The organism is uncultured Mobiluncus sp. (genome assembly GCF_947087965.1).
Taxonomy (GTDB): domain Bacteria; phylum Actinomycetota; class Actinomycetes; order Actinomycetales; family Actinomycetaceae; genus Mobiluncus.
Genome location: NZ_CAMUES010000003.1, coordinates 150,154 through 167,260, shown reverse-complemented (window position 1 = coordinate 167,260; position 17,107 = coordinate 150,154). Strand labels below are relative to the sequence as shown.

12 protein-coding genes are annotated in these 17,107 nt (G+C 59.4%); 11 read left to right on the top strand and 1 reads right to left on the bottom strand.

Translation table 11 applies throughout. The features are described from left to right. The first annotated feature begins 85 nt into the window (after nucleotides 1-85). From Q0V70_RS04670 to Q0V70_RS04645, 6 genes are all read left to right on the top strand, one after another. Nucleotides 86-943 (top strand): phosphatase PAP2 family protein, encoded by an 858-nt coding sequence (locus Q0V70_RS04670; RefSeq protein WP_297588955.1) that lies wholly within the window; start codon nucleotides 86-88, stop codon nucleotides 941-943. A gap of 90 nt (nucleotides 944-1,033) precedes the next feature. Next, on the top strand, nucleotides 1,034-2,494 hold the full coding sequence (locus Q0V70_RS04665; protein ID WP_297588953.1) for a cell wall-binding repeat-containing protein: 1,461 nt from the start codon (nucleotides 1,034-1,036) through the stop codon (nucleotides 2,492-2,494). A 166-nt stretch (nucleotides 2,495-2,660) separates the two neighbouring features. Further along, nucleotides 2,661-4,121, top strand: coding sequence for a cell wall-binding repeat-containing protein (locus tag Q0V70_RS04660; protein WP_297588951.1), 1,461 nt, complete (start codon nucleotides 2,661-2,663; stop codon nucleotides 4,119-4,121). A 190-nt stretch (nucleotides 4,122-4,311) separates the two neighbouring features. Next, nucleotides 4,312-4,941 (top strand): response regulator transcription factor, encoded by a 630-nt coding sequence (locus Q0V70_RS04655; RefSeq protein ID WP_295028223.1) that lies wholly within the window; start codon nucleotides 4,312-4,314, stop codon nucleotides 4,939-4,941. 11 nt (nucleotides 4,942-4,952) lie between these two features. Then, nucleotides 4,953-7,514 (top strand): histidine kinase N-terminal 7TM domain-containing protein, encoded by a 2,562-nt coding sequence (locus Q0V70_RS04650; protein ID WP_297588948.1) that lies wholly within the window; start codon nucleotides 4,953-4,955, stop codon nucleotides 7,512-7,514. Further along, nucleotides 7,507-8,943, top strand: a complete 1,437-nt coding sequence (locus Q0V70_RS04645; protein ID WP_297588945.1) for a sensor histidine kinase — start codon at nucleotides 7,507-7,509, stop codon at nucleotides 8,941-8,943. The genes Q0V70_RS04650 and Q0V70_RS04645 overlap by 8 nt, the downstream gene beginning before the upstream one ends. 30 nt (nucleotides 8,944-8,973) lie before the next feature. On the opposite strand, the gene Q0V70_RS04640 is transcribed toward Q0V70_RS04645, so the two are convergent. Continuing rightward, nucleotides 8,974-10,122, bottom strand: coding sequence for a pyridoxal phosphate-dependent aminotransferase (locus tag Q0V70_RS04640; RefSeq protein WP_297588942.1), 1,149 nt, complete (start codon nucleotides 10,120-10,122; stop codon nucleotides 8,974-8,976). Nucleotides 10,123-10,304: 182 nt separating this feature from the next. Here Q0V70_RS04640 and Q0V70_RS04635 point away from each other — a divergent pair, with 182 nt between their 5' ends. From Q0V70_RS04635 to Q0V70_RS04615, 5 genes are all read left to right on the top strand, one after another. Further along, nucleotides 10,305-12,200 (top strand): ribonucleoside triphosphate reductase, encoded by a 1,896-nt coding sequence (locus tag Q0V70_RS04635; protein ID WP_297345696.1) that lies wholly within the window; start codon nucleotides 10,305-10,307, stop codon nucleotides 12,198-12,200. Between the two features lie 192 nt (nucleotides 12,201-12,392). Continuing rightward, nucleotides 12,393-13,022: a hypothetical protein gene (locus Q0V70_RS04630; RefSeq protein WP_297588940.1), complete on the top strand. Its 630-nt coding sequence runs from the start codon at nucleotides 12,393-12,395 to the stop codon at nucleotides 13,020-13,022. 70 nt (nucleotides 13,023-13,092) lie between these two features. Beyond that, nucleotides 13,093-13,893 (top strand): anaerobic ribonucleoside-triphosphate reductase activating protein, encoded by an 801-nt coding sequence (locus Q0V70_RS04625; protein WP_297588937.1) that lies wholly within the window; start codon nucleotides 13,093-13,095, stop codon nucleotides 13,891-13,893. 65 nt (nucleotides 13,894-13,958) lie between these two features. After that, nucleotides 13,959-15,224 (top strand): hypothetical protein, encoded by a 1,266-nt coding sequence (locus Q0V70_RS04620; RefSeq protein WP_297588934.1) that lies wholly within the window; start codon nucleotides 13,959-13,961, stop codon nucleotides 15,222-15,224. Between the two features lie 28 nt (nucleotides 15,225-15,252). Next, nucleotides 15,253-17,079, top strand: coding sequence for an N-acetylmuramoyl-L-alanine amidase (locus tag Q0V70_RS04615; protein WP_297345692.1), 1,827 nt, complete (start codon nucleotides 15,253-15,255; stop codon nucleotides 17,077-17,079). Nucleotides 17,080-17,107 lie beyond the last annotated feature (28 nt).

Sequence of the window (17,107 nt, the reverse complement as noted above, 5' to 3'; positions counted from 1 at the left end):
ACACCCGCCCGTGGACCCCGCTTGTGAACAGGCATAACACACACCGCGCTGGCAACGCCACTCATAACCGACCTAAGATTGACACGTGAGTGAGGTTTCGGCGCCGCGGCTAACCCGCAACCAGTTTTTTCGGCTGGTTGCGGCTGTGGTTTGCGCAATCCTCACCGCGGTCATCGCCCAGCAGTCCCTCGCTACCGTCAAGGGACAAAACTTTGACGGCCTGACCCGGTTTGCGGTCAGCCGCGGCAAACCGTTCCTGTTCGGGGCGGATACGGCGGCACTGGACACCATTTCTATGGGAGCCCTCATCGCGCTGACAGGAGTGGTATTTTTGATAGCCGCCGCCCGGAAACGGCGCGAACTGGGAATTCGTGTGCTGATTTTGGTAGCGGGCGCGAACCTGACCACCCAGATTCTGAAGCACTGGATTATTCACCGCCCGGCGCTGGGCGTCGATTATCAAGGTTTAGCAAACTCGCTACCCAGCGGACACACGACAGTAGCGATGACGGCGGCGATTGGAATCGTCATGGTCGTCGTGCCCAAGTGGCGTTCCGTAGCCGTGTTTGTCGGCTGGCTCACCACCAGTTTTGTCGGCATTGCCGTGATGCTCAACCAATGGCATCGCCTCTCCGATGTACTCACCGCCATTCTCATTGCGGCCGCCTGGGGCTTGGTGCTGACTCCCCGGGAGGCCACCGACCGCCGGTTCGGCCACACCCACCGCGTTACCCTCCTGGTTTCCCTGGCCGCCACCCTCATCGGGGCTATTGGAATTGGTGTGATTTGGCTGCGGATGACCGACATTCCCCTGTCCGAGGCCGCTCTGCAAGCCGCCGCCCGAACCCCGCTCGGTTTGGCGACCGGCGGCGCCTCCGTGCTGACCATCATCGGCCTGGCCGGCTTGGTCCTGGCGATGGTCAACACGCAAGCCCGCCATTAAAACCGGTTGAGACGGTTTCACCCTTTTGGGTGGTTACTCGCACGCGGAGCACCGATAGTCTGTAGGCGTCTGTTCTATCAGGAGGTAACTATGTTTAATTCTTTCCCAAGTTCTCCCTCTCGGTTCAGTCGTGCCGGAGCAGGATTCGCGGTGGCAGCATTGGCTGTCGCCGGTTTGCTGGTGCCCGCGGCGCAAGGCACCGACACCGGGAATACCTACGCGGCTAACGGCTGTATCACGTGGGATCGTCTGGGCGGCGCAAACGCGATAGAAACTTCCGACCTGGTGGCCAATCGCGCCTACCCGACGGGTTCATCCGATTTCCTGGTGGCTTCCGCGCGAAACCCGGTTGACGCGCTGCCCGGCGGCGCCTTGGGCGTGGGGCCTATCCTCCTCACCGATGGTAAGAGCTGGAACCTCGAAACTCTGGCAAAATATCAAAATGTGACGATACTTGGCGGCTACGGCGCGGTCGAGGAGCTGGCGGAAACATTTTTTGACGAGCACGGCATCTCTAGCTCCCGACTGCATGGCCCTGACCGCAACGCCACCGCCTCCGCTATTGCCGATCGCTGGGTAAAAGTTCACGGCCAACCGACCCATGTCTATGTCACCCGCAATACCGGGACCGGTTCACCCGATGCCGTAGCTGCTTCCGTGGTTAGAGATGGACCTATCTTGACCTTCACGAGTGCTGCGAGCCTGCAAGCCGCGGCCGCGAAAATCCAGGCAATGCACCCCAGTCAGGGTGTAGTCATCCTGGGCGGTGAAGCGGTGGTTTCCGCTGCCGAGGCAAATATCCTGGCCGGAGGCTTACAGCTGAATCGCCTCAGCGGGATGAATCGTTACGAAACGTCCCGAGTCATTGCGAGTTGGGTGGCGCAAACCCGCCCGGTTCACCACGTCTATCTGGCCAGCGGTCACGCTTTGAAAGATGCCATGGTGGCCGGAGCCTTCAACGATGGGGTCATCCTGTTGACCCCGCCGGATGGTTCGGGAATCAATGAATGGGCACGGATGATGAACGCGGACGGCATCACGGTTGTCGGTGGACGCGGTGTGGTTCCCGATAGCACCGCACAAATTGCCGCCTGCGGTGAAACTGCTGGAATCACCAATTCCCTGGTCCAGGGGCTGCTGTACCCCCTCGGCACCGATCAGGCCTGCTCTACCGCGAGTTGGAACGCGGCGGAATCTCTGGGCATGATGGAACAAATGCCGCAAGGCGAGGATGCCTGCTGGCAAAAGCCGACGGGTACACACATCAGCATTCAACACCGTGGAGACTATTTCTCTGACGGTTTCCCCGATGCCATCGTCTATGTCAGCGATGTGGACGGAACGATGGTGTTCCTGGTGGTTTATAACCCCGCAAATCCGAGCCACCCCTACGTATCCTACCTGTGGGGCGGCAATGGTGATTGGGGTTTCCGCGTGGTGGAACAGTCTTCTTACCCCCTGTTTGAACCGCTTTCCGACGGACAAGTGGTCAATCAGCTTACCGTAGAGGATATCGACGGCAAGCCGAAAGTCGTGCAGCCGGTCAGCTAAAACTGGCACTGTAGCGAAAGCGTCGGTGGTGGGGAACCTCGTTGACTCCCCACCACCAACCTGTCACTAACTGCGTGATTCCACCAATTTCACCCTTAAGGGTGATGATTTGCGGGATTAGCGCCGCTACCTTGAGGGTATTCCCTGTACCCCCAAGGAGGTCACCATGTTCTCTACGCTCCACCGTTCCAGTTTCCGCCACAAAGGCGTCACCGCCGGTTTTGCGGTGGCCGCCCTGGCATTGGGCGGCTTGATGGTTCCGCTGGCACAAGGGGCGGAATCGGGTGAGACCCAGACCAATCTCGGTTGTCTCGCCCAGGATCGCCTGGGAGGCCAAAACGCCATCGAAACATCCGCCCTGGTAGCCGCCCGGGCTTATCCAGAGGGCTCCCACGATTTCCTGGTGGCCTCCGCACGCAACCCCGTTGATGCTCTGCCGGCCGCGGCCCTGGGTTGGTGTCCCGTGCTGCTGACCGATGGCCTCAACTGGGATTTGCACACCCTCGCCACCCTGAACACCGCCTACATTGTCGGAGGCCCGGGAGCAGTACCAACATCAGCGGAAATGTTCTTTACTGAACATGGGATTGAACACCAGCGGATGCAAGGCGCGGACCGCAATCAGACCGCCGCAGCAATCGCGGATTCCTGGACTTCCACCAATGGACAACCGGAATACGTCTATGTCACCCGCAATGCTGGCGCTGGTTCCCCGGATGCTGTGGCGGCCTCCGGGGTGCGTAACGGACCGATTTTGACTTTCACCAATCCGGCTAGCTTGCACGCCGCAGCGGCAAAAATCCAATCTCTGAAACCGCGAAGCGGAGTGGTCGTCCTGGGCGGTACCAGCGTGGTCAGCGATGCCGAGGCTCAAGTCTTGGCCGGTGGTCTGCCCTGGCAACGCTTGAGTGGCCAAGACCGTTACGAAACATCTTGGGCTATAGCCAACTGGATACTGCAATCCAAAACCCGCTCCCATGTCTATCTGGCCAGTGGTCACGCTTTGAAAGATGCCATGGTGGCAGGGACTTTCAATGACGGGGTCATCTTGCTGACACCACCAGATGGTTCCCGCATCTTCCAGTGGGCTAATGAAATCAACGCTGATGGCATCACAGTTATCGGGGGACGTGGCGTCGTTTCTGACGAAGTCGCGCATAACGCGGCTTGTGGCAAGACCCCGGGAGTGGACGAAAAAGTGGTCGCAAACCTGCTGTATCCGTCAACGGAACACGTTTGCTCCACGGACACTTGGGATAGTTTGAACAGCCTGGGATTGATTCCATCCATGCCCTCTATGCCCGATGCGTGCTGGACGCCTCGCGACCGGCTCAACCAGCAAGTGAAAATTGTGCGCCAATCCGATTTTGACCAAGACGGTTTCGGTGATGCTGTAGTCTACCTGTCCGACAACGGCGGAACCTCGGTTTACGTGGTTCTATACAACGCTTACGATCCAGCACATCCCTACGTGGCGTATCTGTGGGGAGGCAACGGCGACTGGGATTTCCGCATCACGGACGACCCCTTCGCCACGTTTGACCTCATTGCCAACGGTGAGCTGTTCCGCAACCTAGCTGTCATCCGTAACAACGGAGTCCCCCAAATGTTAGAGCCGGTAGGTTAGGCGGCATCGCGTTGAAGCCCACCGGGAGCAGTAGCTCGGCGAGGCGTGGGTAGTGGGGAGTCTCTGAGTCCCCGCCACTTTTCGCGGTAATTCGAGCCAAATTCTCGGTGCGCCCTGATAAACTTTGCAAACAACAGACGGCAAGACTTCGCCCCGGACACAGTCAGGAAAATTGGAAAGGGAAAGGCTATTGACCCGGATAACCATTGTGGAGGATCAGACTATCCTGTTGGATTCCCTCGCTTCCGCGATTGCTGCCGAGGACGATTTTACCGTTGTCGACAAACTCAGCGATGCCGCCGCGATTCACGCTTCGGTGCGGATTCACCCCGTCGACCTGGTGTTGATGGACGTGGTAACGGAAAATTCTTCTGGTTTGAGCGAATCGGCCAAACTCAAGCAGGACCACCCCAACCTCAAGGTCGTCATCTTCACCGCCATGCCGGATGCGGCTTTCGTACAGGAAGCTCACGAGGCCGGGGTCGATTCTTTCGTGTACAAAAACATTTCCACCCCCGATTTGTTGGCAGTGCTGCGTTCGACCATGCAGGGGAACACCAGTTTCCCCGGCACCACAGCCCTGCCCAGTTTTGGTGCCAACGAGTTGAACCAGCGCGAGATGCAGGTGCTACGCCTGGTGTGCGCCGGTTATGCACGCAAGGAAATCGCGAAAAAGATGTATTTGAGCGAAAACACCATCAAGTCCTACATCTCCCAGCTGCTGGCGAAAAGCGGCTTTTCTTCCGTGGCACGCCTGGCATTGTGGGCGGTTTCCAGCGGCTACATCGTGGTCCAAGACAATGACGCGGACTGTGACTGAATCGGGATTTCATGTCTGCCTCGCCCTATCCGCGCAATAGGTTTCCCAGTTCGCCTTCCGTAGTTTCGGTCGGACCCACCTGGGTACACGACTGGCTGGCGCATTTGGGTGTTGCGCTCGCTTTGGGATTCATTGCGGTGGTTTTGATTTTTGCCCCACTGCGCACGATTTCCTTTCAAACCGAATACACCATGGCGGTGCCTACGAGTTTTGACCAGCGTCTGACGGACTACTATCAACGAAACGGAGTCAAGGTCGAGCCTCACAGCGAATGGTCACTGCTAAAGCTGCTGCGTTCGGGGCCTGCTTACGTGATTACCAGCGAAGTCATGGCCAATTCGGCGCAGAAATCTGAACCCGACGGACGGTTCACGAAACTTTATCCCGAATCGATTGTGCTGGCCTCGCGAGCCACAAAAGTCAAGTCCATCACCGATTTCCAGAAACTAGCCGAGGCCACGAAAACTATTTATCTCGATCAAGGCGTTTCCCGGCTGGAACTGATGAGCGCCCTGGCTTTGCGTCACGACTCTGAGGAAACGCAAGATTTTTCCGCAGCTCAAGCGAAACGACTATTGAATAACATCAAGCACCAGGGCCGACTGGAGACCGGAACTTCCCCGCAAGATTTGGAACGGGCACTTCGCCGCGGCTGGTATTGCTTGACCACAGATCGGCGCGCGGCCCAATCCTCCGTGAGTCCCTCAGTCCATTACGCCCCCGCCCCCACGCTAACTGCACAAATCGGCATCTGGCAACGCAGTCCTAACGGCATCCACGGAACCTTGCCGCTGGTAACGGTACCCGAGGGATTTTTCAGCCCCGTCGACTACCCCTCCACAGATCCGGATTTCCAGGAACAAATCCACGCAGAAACAGTAACTAACCTGGACAATTTTGAGGAATTTGTCTGGGACGCCAGCCTCTACAACGACACCTACGGCGGGTCTTGGGGATGGGAGAACACCAACGAGGCCTACGAACTGGGAGGATTCATCGCCCTGCTGGTTTTCCTGAGTTTTTGGGCCGGATGGCGGTTCTGGACAGCGACTTTCACCTACGTGCGCTGGGCGGTGCTGGTGCAAGCGGGGATACTCGCGCTGTGGATTATGGCGCGGATTATCAAGCACGCCTCCCTCGGGGTTTTCGAGCGTTACACCTGGTATTACTATTACGTTCCGATTTATACGACCTGCACAATCTTGTTCTTTGTCATGTCCCACTCCAGCCGCGGACGCCCACCGGGTTACCGCTTCTTGCGCGCCTCGATTATCGGGGTCGGCGCGGCCCTGATTCTGCTGGTATTCACCAACGATTTGCACCACCTGGTGCTGCGCTTTGGTACCGGGCAGTCCGGGGTGGATTACAGCTACGGTCCGGGATACTACCTGCATTACTCGGCGGCGCTGCTGGTTTTCGCGGCGGTCATTTACGCCGGTTCGTGGTCACTCCGGGGACATTGGCTGCGTCTGGTAGCGGGAATCGGGCTACTGTTCCTCGCGGTGTTGTTCTATTCCGTGGCGTACACGTTGCGCATCCCGCTGGTTCGTACCACCGAAACCGTCCAAATGTATTGCGTGATTTTTGTGTTGGCATGGGAGATTCTGTTCTTTATCGGGGCAATTGGGCAAAACCGCGGGTATCTGCGGTTCTTTGAGAAATCCCAGATACCCATCGAAATTGTCGACCGGGACTGGCTTCCCCATTACCGCACGTCCCAGCCCCTCAATCTGGACCAGGACACCCGCCAGCAGCTGCGGGACCGCCAGGAACCCCTGCTGGTCACAGACACCTCGGTGCAGCCAAACCGAACCGTATACTGCCAAACCCGCCCGGTGGACGGAGGCCACGTCCTGTGGGAAACGGATGTCACCGCGGTGCAAGATTTGGAGCGGGCTTTGGCGGCGCTGCGTGCCCGCGAAACTCACCAAACTGAAATTCTGCGCGCCGAATACGAAGCCACGTTAAACATGGAGGAGTCAGCCGATGCCCCCATCCTCTTTGACCGGCTCGACGACTTGATGAACGCATCCTTGGGGCGGATCCAAACCAACACCGCACGGCTCAACGTCCAGCTGGACGAAAGCGAACGCTCCGATATTTTGCGCAACATTAAGATGGACTTGGGTTACGCCAAACGCGCGGGTTTGTTGACTTTGCAGAACTTTGAGAACGAAACTGTTTCGGTTAACGCCCTGACGACGTTCATGAGCCAATCCTGTACCGATTTTTCCTATGCAGGAGCGGTGGCAGGCTTGCACGGACCGACCACCGGCACTGTGCAACTCCAGGTGGCACTGTGGTGTTTGGAAGGCTTGCACCGCACCTTGAACCAGCTCATTGAGGCGTCAGAGGCGGCCGTGTTCGTGAACTTCGAGGTACCCCCAGACGGCAATTCTGCCCGGTTAAACTGGATTATTGACCTGCCGGAACAGGACCTCCCCCTACTCAATCCGCTCTTGACCTGGCCGCGTGCCCAAGTCGAACTGTATGTTGAGGACGCCACCTGCCACCTGAACATGATTATCAGCGCTGGTGAACCCGCTTTGACACCGGAGGCGACGCATGAGTGACCAGCTCTACAATCTCACCCCCGTCCAGATGGGCGCCGCCACCGCCCTGATGGGTATCGGCTTATTGGCGGCGTGCCTGCTCACAATGGGGCAATGGCTCATTCATCGGCGACGTTTAGCCACGGTGTTCCTGTTGAGCGTGGTGATTTTGCTGGCGTTCTATATGTGGGCGTTCGCCACCGTTTTCATTCATTCCCATACTGGGATTTTCTGGCTCCAAGACCGTAACTTCGGGTGGTTTGTGGTGGTCTGCTTGGTGCTTGGGGCGGCGACGATGGGAACGAACTACCGCTATGCCGAGGTACCCCTGCTGGTGACGCTGACCCCGGCGATGCCTCCTTTCGTCACTGCCGGGGGAGTCTGGGTACTGCTCACTTCCGGAGCATTGACAACCTCCTGGCTGTGCGTCCAAGTGTGGCGAGACTGGCAGCTGCTGCACCGTGTCCTCAGTCCTTTCAGTGTCAAAGGGGCTTTGGACCGGTTGGAACACGGGGTAATGTTCGCCAACTTCCGGGGTCGCAGCAAGTTCGCCAATGTTGCGATGGAAGGGCTTTTGGGGCGTCTGGGGTTGACGTCGTTGACGAATATCGGGACGTTGGAACGCCAACTATGTCAATTCAGGTTTGAGACGAAAAACCACCCAGCGGGCCCCGATTCCCCGAACTGCTGGGAAGCGAACGAAGATGGAACCTCGCAGCTGCGGATTAAGGAACCCGATGGGCGGACTTGGGTGCTGACCCATAGCCGGATTCGAGACGGCCGGCGGTCTTGGATTCAACTGCTAGCTGTCGATGTCAGCGATTACATGACGCTCAGCTACCGGCTTTCAGCTGAGATTGACGCCCTGCAGGTTCGCCAAAAACGCCTGGTCAGGGAGACTTCGCGGCTCGATGAAGCCCTGTCACGCCGGCTCATTTTATCGACCCGGTCCACCATTCACGACACGCTTTCCCAGCGCATTTCTTTCGTCCACCGCTTCCTGGAGGACGAAGTGTCGGATGACGAGCGCCTGCGCCGCCTCCAGGGTCTGCTGGAGGATCTGCCCTCCGACCTGAGTAAGGACCGCGTCACCGCCACCCCCGAAATTTGGCTGGAAACCCTGCAAGATTTAGCCTCGGCGGCCGAACTGGAACTGCACATCTCCGGCGACCTCCCACCCCAGGCGGACAAAGCCCGGATGTTCACGGAAGTGTTGCGTGAAGCCATCACGAATGTGCTGATTCATACGACTTCCAGTGAAATGGAGGTTCACCTGGGCCAGGATGCCTCCAGCTGCTGGATGGAAGTTTCTAACCCCAGTACCATGGAGACCACGCTGACCTACGGCACCGGCCTGAGCAACTTGGAGTCCCGACTCGAAGCCCTCGGCGGCTCCCTGTCCGTGTTCACCACCCCGCGTTTCACCCTGCGCGCCCGTTTGCCGCGCTGAGCAGGAATCGTCTCCCCACCGGCCAGGCAATCAGAGCTGTTCAGCGATGCTTGCCAGCAAGGCTTCGCTGGCGGAGCGGAACGCCGGGGCATCGAGCAGCAGCGACACCGATACCACCCCGGCAAAAGGCATATCGAAAAAATACCCCGGCTGCACGGTGACGCCCCGCTGGGCAATCAGCCCGGTGACGAGCGCGTCCTCGTCCACGTGGGCGGGAAATCGCAGCAGCGCGTTCCAGCCGCCTTCGGGTTCCAGCAGGCTCACGGTTCCGCTCGGCTCCCTGCGCACAAGGTCCCTCAAGGTGGCAAGGTTCTCGCGGCAGCGTTGCCGGGTGGTGCGGGTCGCGGCGGGCACAGCAGCCAGGTATTGCTCCAGGCGCTGCGCCAAAACATCGGAAAACGGCAGGTAGGCGTCCGCGATGACGTCCAGGCGGGCCAGCGCCGCCGCCACGTCTGGCTCCGGCCCGGACACTTCCAGCCACGCGATTTTCAGCCCCGGGGCGCTCAAGTTTTTACTCATTCCGTCCAAGGCAAAAGTCAGCACTTCCGAGGTTCCCGCCAGGCGTCGGCGATCGGCGAGTCGGGTGGGGGCGCCGGGCAGGTCAAAGTCAAAGAACACTTCATCAGCGATGAGCGCTACCTCGTGGTCCGCACAGTAGTTGAAGAGCCGCTGACGATCCTCCCCGTGTACATAAGAGCCGGTGGGATTGTTCGGATTGATGGCCACCACCGCGCTGACCGCCCCCGGATTGAGGTCGACCAGTTCCCAGCGGGATCCCACCCAGGTCAGGGGATAGAAATCGACCCCCACGTTTTCCAACCCCGCAATCGTTTCTACCAGGGGGTATCCCGGGGTCGGGGCAGCGAGCCACTCTCCGGGATTACTGGTCAACTTCGTCAACCAGGCATAGCCCTGGGAAGTAGAACTTAGCAGGTAGAGATGGTCGGGGTTCACGGTGCGTTCGTCACGCTTACTCAGCCAGGCAGCCAGCGCCTCGCGGGCCGCCCGAGGCCCCCGCGGGTCGGGTTCGTAGGGCGGCAGGCCCGGTGTGCCCAACCCCCAGCGGGTCGGATTAGAATCCGCTAGATTCACTTTCAACGTGCCGTCGCGTCGGGCCGCGCCCTGGGCGACAGTCACGGCGTTCGGTTCGTTCAGTTCCACCCGGTGAGAAAATTTCACCCTCCTACGATACCGCGACACGCACAGCAACGAATCGCCGTAACTCACAGACCTGGGCAAACACAATATGTAGTGGTAGAATTGAGCAACACGCACAATATGTAGTTGATTTGGCGAAATGCCTCCCTAGAGTAATTTCTTGTGTCCCCGATACCGGGAGATGAAGAGACGAAAGGAAGAAGATGACTACAACAAAGCAAGAGACGACCCCCGTTTTTGAAACGAACCCGCGCCACCACACGGTTGACCCCATAGAGACAGTGGACGAATACCTCAGCCAGGCTGACTGGCGGGTTAACGCCAACGCCAACCAGGGCTACTCGGTCGGCGGCCTGATTTTGAACGCGGCGGGCAAGATGGTGGCCAACTACTGGCTGGACAAGGTTTATCCTGCCGCGGCCGGTGCTGCCCACCGTGACGGCGACTTCCACATTCATGACCTGGATATGTTCGCCGGATACTGTGCCGGCTGGTCGCTAAAACAGCTGCTGCAGCAGGGTTTCAACGGGGTCAGCGGGGCCATTGCTTCCAATCCGCCGCGGCATTTCAGCTCGGCTTGCGGACAAATCGTAAACTTCCTGGGCACATTGCAAAACGAATGGGCCGGCGCCCAGGCGTTCTCTAGTTTCGACACCTATATGGCGCCTTTCGTCCGCCTGGACAACATGACGTATGCCGAGGTCAAACAGTGCATGCAGGAACTCATCTACAACCTGAACGTCCCGAGCCGCTGGGGCAGTCAGTGCCCGTTCACGAACCTCACTTTTGACTGGACGTGCCCGCCGGACCTGCGCGACGAAGTGCCGCTCATCGGTGAGGAACTGTGCGACTTTGCTTACGGGGACCTGCAGGCCGAGATGGACATCATCAACCGCGCCTACATGGAGGTCATGACCGAGGGGGATGCGGACGGGCGCGTGTTCACCTTCCCCATTCCGACCTACAACATGACCAAGGATTTCGATTGGGATTCCCCCAACGCCAACCTGCTGTTTGAGATGACGGCAAAGTACGGGCTGCCCTATTTCCAGAACTTCATCAACTCAGAACTGGACCCCGGCCAGATTCGCTCCATGTGCTGCCGGTTGCAGCTCGACCTGCGGGAGCTGGTCAAGCGCGGTAACGGGCTGTTCGGTTCGGCAGAGCAGACGGGGTCTATCGGGGTGGTGACCATCAACTTGGCGCGCCTGGGTTATCTGCACAAGGGCGATGAGGACGGTTTGCGCGCCCGCTTGCGCGAACTCATTGAGTTGGCTTCGGTGACTTTGGAACGTAAGCGCATCACTATCCAGTACCACATGGATCACGGCCTGTTCCCCTACACGAAACGCTACCTGGGAACGCTGGACAACCACTTCTCGACCATCGGGGTCAACGGCATGAACGAGCTGATCCGCAACTTCACCGATGATGCTTATGACATCACCGACCCGCGCGGACACGCCCTGGCGGCCCGAATCTTGGACGGGGTGCGCGACCAGATGATTGAACTCCAGGAGTCTACCGGGCACATGTACAACCTGGAGGCGACCCCGGCCGAGGGCACCACGTACCGCCTGGCGAAAGCTGACCGGAAACGCTTCGGGGACAAAATCCTGCAGGCCGGCACGACCGAGAACCCCTACTACACAAACTCCTCGCAACTACCGGTCGGGTTCACGAACGACCCCTTCCTGGCCGAGGAACTGCAGGAGGAGCTGCAGACCAAGTACACCGGCGGTACCGTACTGCACCTGTACATGGGAGAAGCCGTGTCCAGCGGGGAGGCCTGCAAGCAGCTGGTGCGCCGCTCGCTGACCACCTGGCGCACCCCCTACATCACCATCACCCCAACGTTTAGTATCTGCCCGACGCACGGCTACATTTCCGGCGAACACTTCACCTGCCCGCAATGCGAAGCGAAGGGCCGGCACCAAGATTGCGAGGTGTGGACCCGGGTCATGGGCTACTTCCGGCCGGTTCAGTCCTTTAACATCGGCAAGAAAGGCGAGTTCGCCGAGCGGCAGTACTTCAGCGAGTCGGCGGCCGCCTCCCACGGTGAGCTGCATTCGCGTCTGGCGGAAGCGGCCTTGGTTTAGGGCCAGATTCCCCCCTCGTGGTTTCACAAGGGTAGCGGGTCGACCAGGTTCGCGGGTGACAGTTTTCGGACGCCACCCGCGAACCGAGATTTTCCGTACTTTTGGGTGATTACAAACCTTAACCGTTTGCCTAGGCTGTTTATCAATCCGGGGCAACCAGCCCCCTCAGCCTGACAAATGGAAGGAATACTCATGAAAAAGTTACTTGCGTTGACGGGTGCGTTCGCCCTGGCCCTAAGCCTGTCAGCCTGCGGCGGCGGTGACGAGAAACCCACTGCGGACGCTAAAGCCCCCGCGTCGGAAGCTCCCTCAAAGGCGCCCGCTGCTGACCAGAAAACTGGCCTGATTTCCACGACCGAGGACGTGGCCAAGCCAGAGCAAGAGAACGAGGAAGTCCCCGTGGACGACGCTGACGCCCTGGAGAAAAAGTGGGAAGATGCCGGCGAGGCATACGCCGAGTCCAAGGGATATCCCGTTTCCCGCGTTAACCCCACCTTCCAGAACTTCTCCAAGGACAAGATTGAGTCTTATCAATTGTTTCTCAACGCCAACGGTGACTGGAAGACAGGGGAAAAAGTCAAGGTCGATTTAACCTGCCAGACAGTGAAACCCGCCACCATCAAGGTGTGGATTGTTCCGGATTTGAAAGATGTAGAAACTGACGAGCAGAAGGGCCAGCTGACCGAAGTCGGGTGCGGCGTGGATACCCCCGCTACAGGCTCTTGGGAATACACCGTGCCAGCAGACACGAACAACCTCATTTTTGTGCAGTACCAAGTGCCGGTGGAAGGCTTCATGATTCTCAAGGACGAAAAGCAATAAACTGAATCTATCCGACCCAGGTAACCCGGCTGGGTTACCTGGGTCACGTATTTAATCAAGAGGAGCACCAGTGCCCACAGCAACCACGAATAACCCCGCGACCAGCCCGCTCACCGGTTTGGTTATCGCCGGGGTGACGCCGTTTTCCACGGTGGATTGGCCGGGAAAACTGGCCGCCAGCGTGTTCCTGCAAGGCTGCCCCTGGAACTGCGGATATTGCCAAAATTTTGCCATCATTGACCCGCGGGCGCCCGCCGGCTACGAAGAGGCGGACCTATGGGAGCTGTTGAGCCGGCGGCGCGGTTTGCTCGACGGGGTAGTGTTTTCTGGCGGGGAGCCGACCCGCCAGGCGGCGCTGGTGCCCGCCGCGCAGCGGGTGCGCGACCTCGGTTTTCTGGTGGGGTTGCACACCGGGGGGGCCTATCCGCAACGTCTGGTGCAGCTGTTGGAGGCCGGGTTGCTCGACTGGGTCGGCTTGGACGTGAAAGGCCTGGCCCAAAACTATCCCCAAGTGGTGGGCCGTGCACAAGCCCGTCAGGCCGGCACGGACGCTTGGCGGGCGCTGGACTTGATGTTGGCGGCGCACCGGGCCGGAACCCTGCCGGATTACGAGGTGCGCGTCACCGCCTATCCCGGCACAGACGCACGCGATACGAATCCGTCAGCCCTCCCCGCTTTGGCTCGTGCCCTGCAAGAGCGCGGGGTGGAACGCTTGGCGCTGCAGCAGGCCCGTCCCGACGGAACGCGACCGGAATTTCAGGAACTTTACGCAACGGACCAATACCAATCTTTTGCGACTGACTTGACGGACCGGGCTGGAGAGCTCAAGGCAATGTTTCCGCATTTTGAGTTTCGCGGTTCCACCGATTGACCCCACCGCCCGTAATAACCACAAGTTACAGATGGAAAGACGCGAATTTGTGGAATAATGACCGTATGGATGAACTGCGTGCCCAAGCTAGTGACCCGTCTACCCCCGGCTTGGATCTACAACAGCTGGCGACCAATGCGGAACTGCGTCCGTTAATTGCGAAAAACCCCGCAGCCTACACTGGACTGCTCGACTGGCTCGTGAACAAAAATGAGCCCGAAGTCCTCGCCGCTCTGCGCGAGCGCCAGGCCGCTTTTGACGCTGGCCAGATGATGCCCATGCCTTCCCTTCCCCTTCCCCTTCCCGGTTCGTCAGAACCGCCGCCCCCCAGCGAGCCGGCAAACTCAGAGGCACCCGCGACAGACATCCCTGCTGAAACTGATGCATCGCGACCGGAAGTCCCGGTGACACCCGACTCGGAGGCAACCCCCGCCACCGGGGAAACCCCCTCTGTGAGCCCCAACCGCACCTCAATAATGGGACAAAAACCGGACGAAACCACGGTACTGCCCCCGCTGAACACCCCCGTATCAGCCCCGGTGCAGGCTTCCGGTCTGCCCTCGTTTTACCCGCCCAACGCCTCACTAAACCAGAGCGCGGGCATGGGAAACTATGGCACCGTTCCTCCCGCCGCGGCACAAACCCAGTACATGGCTCCCGCCACCAGCAGTACCCCAATGATGAGTACAGCCCCTACCACTTCTTTGCCGATGGCCGCGAAGCAAAATTCCAACACCGCTTTATGGGTCATTTTCTCAATATTGCTCGTTGCTGTGATTGGCATGATTGTTGCGATTGTTTTGGTGATGACCGGCGTTATTGGCGGAGACGATGCCCAGTCTGACGTGAATTCTCCGAATGCTACCGGCAATACCGCGAGCGAAACTCCCCCAGCCAAGGACCAGGATGAGGACCAAAACGAGGACCAAGATGAGACTCCGGGCTCCGAATCCCCGCGTCCGACGATAGCTCCCGCACCGGCCGGTGCCCAAAATATCCAGTCATTTGTCACCGAAACCGGGGACTCTACCTGCCGGGTAAACGGCGATGAACTCATTTGCCAGGTGCGTAACCTGATTAACCCCGTGGGCGGCTGTGATACTTATTCCGAATCTTTGGTCATCAGCTTGCGGGACGGTGACCCTTCCTCCACTTGCCAGCCCAATGTTGATTACAACTCCAGCGGCTCGATAATTCCCCACGATTCAGCCATGACCTACGGCGATTTCGCCTGCCAATCGACCTACAACGGCACCGGATGTTGGAACACAGTCACCGGCAAAGGGTTTTTCTTTGCCAAACAGGACTACCACCAGCAAAACGTAAACTGATAAGTAAGTAACCATCAACAGGAGCAACATGCCCAACTGGGAGGAATTCGACACCTGGGAACCGACCCAGGACTACCCTTCTGCTCCCCCGGCGCGTTCTTCATCTCTGGGTAAGCCCCCCAGCCGCCGCCTGCCCCCAGTCCCGGATTCTGAGCGCAACCCTACGGATACTAACGCGGCCAACTTTTTTGAAGAGTTTTCCGCTGCTGCTGAAACAGCTGGAGCAGCCAGCGCCAACCAGGTACCCCAGCTCCCCTACGGGGATAATCCGGGGATTGCCGCCCTGCTGGCTAATGCCCAAAATATGTTAAACGCGGACGGCCCGGAGCACCAGAATTCTCACTCGTCCAGCCCAACTGAATCGAAAGCCTCGGAGTTTCCAGCCACGGAAGTCCCCGAGGCGATGCGCGAGGATTTTGACGCCACCCTCGCCCCGGGGGAACCCGCCACCCCGACCACGCCGCCGGCACGAACCGGGAGAGCAACCGGGCAAGGGCGCAAACCCACCCAACGCCGACCCGAACCGGTCCATTCCGAGGGATGGAAGTCTTTGGTGTCCGGATGGGACGATTTGGGAGCGACCAGCGCCGCAGCCGCAACATCACCCAAAGCGGACGCCCTGGGGACCGGCGCAAATCCTCTCACTAGCACGCCGCAGCGAACTTCCAAACGAGCCGCGGCACACCCGGATGCGGACTGGGAACACCTCCACTCGGTCTCGCCGCGCACCCCACAGAGCACTTTGGGCACTTCCTCCACGCGAGCGGATTTGTCCGAACCACGCTGGAAGTCCCTCACGACCCAAACCCCGGAAGGACCCTCCAAGTTACGGTTGCGCCGGGTGGGCACGGGAGCCCCCGAACCGCGGCCGAACGATGGAATTTCACCGCTGGTACTCCTGGCCGGAGGAATTATCCTGTCCCTGGTCAGCGTGGGAGTAGGGGTCAGCGTCGGCATGAATGTGGTGCCGCGCCCAACTGTGACTGTCACAGCTACCCCCAGCGACTTTGCCGAACCGAACCCAAACAATCCTGATTCCATCGGGAACGCCAAACCTTCCGAAGATCCCGCTACCGGGGCGGCTGGAGGCCTGAAAGGGCTGAAAGTCGTCCTCGATCCGGGACACAATGGCGGTAACGCCGCAGCTTGGCAACAAGTCGGGGCGAATGTTCCCGATGGACGCGGCGGCCAAAAACCTTGCAACACGACCGGCACCGCTACCGCTGACGGCTATACCGAACATGAGCTCAACTGGAAGATTGCGAACGCACTCAAGACCAAGTTGGAGGCCGAAGGCGCCACCGTGTTCCTGACGCGCGACTCGGATCAGGGGGTGGGGCCGTGCGTGGATGCCCGCGGTCAGTTTGCGCAAAAGGTCGGGGCTGACGTCATGGTTTCCATTCACGCCAACGGGACCACAGACACGGCTCAGCACGGATTCTTTGTGATGATTTCCGACCCGCCATTGAACGAGGCCCAAAAGCAGCCCTCCTCCGATTTGGCTGCCAAACTGGTCAAGGCTTTGCAGGAGGGGGGATTCGCGCCGCAGTCCGGCGAATCTATCAGCAGCGGGGTGTGGAAACGTGCCGATTTGGCGACGTTGAACTTTTCTGAGGTGCCCGCCGCGATGGTGGAACTCGGTGAGATGCGCAACCCCGCTGATGCCGCCCTGATGAAGTCGGATACCGGTCAGGAACGTTACGCCCAATCCCTGTTCGAGGGCCTGAAGGCGTGGGCAGAGGCGACCCGACCGGTCGCCAGCCCGGCGACCTCTCCTGCGACCTCACCGGATGCCCCGCAACAGTCTCCCGCCGCGGAGTCCGCCTCCCCGGCTGCCCCCACGGGCGGACAGTAGTCGCCCGGCTACATACCGGGCTTCCGCT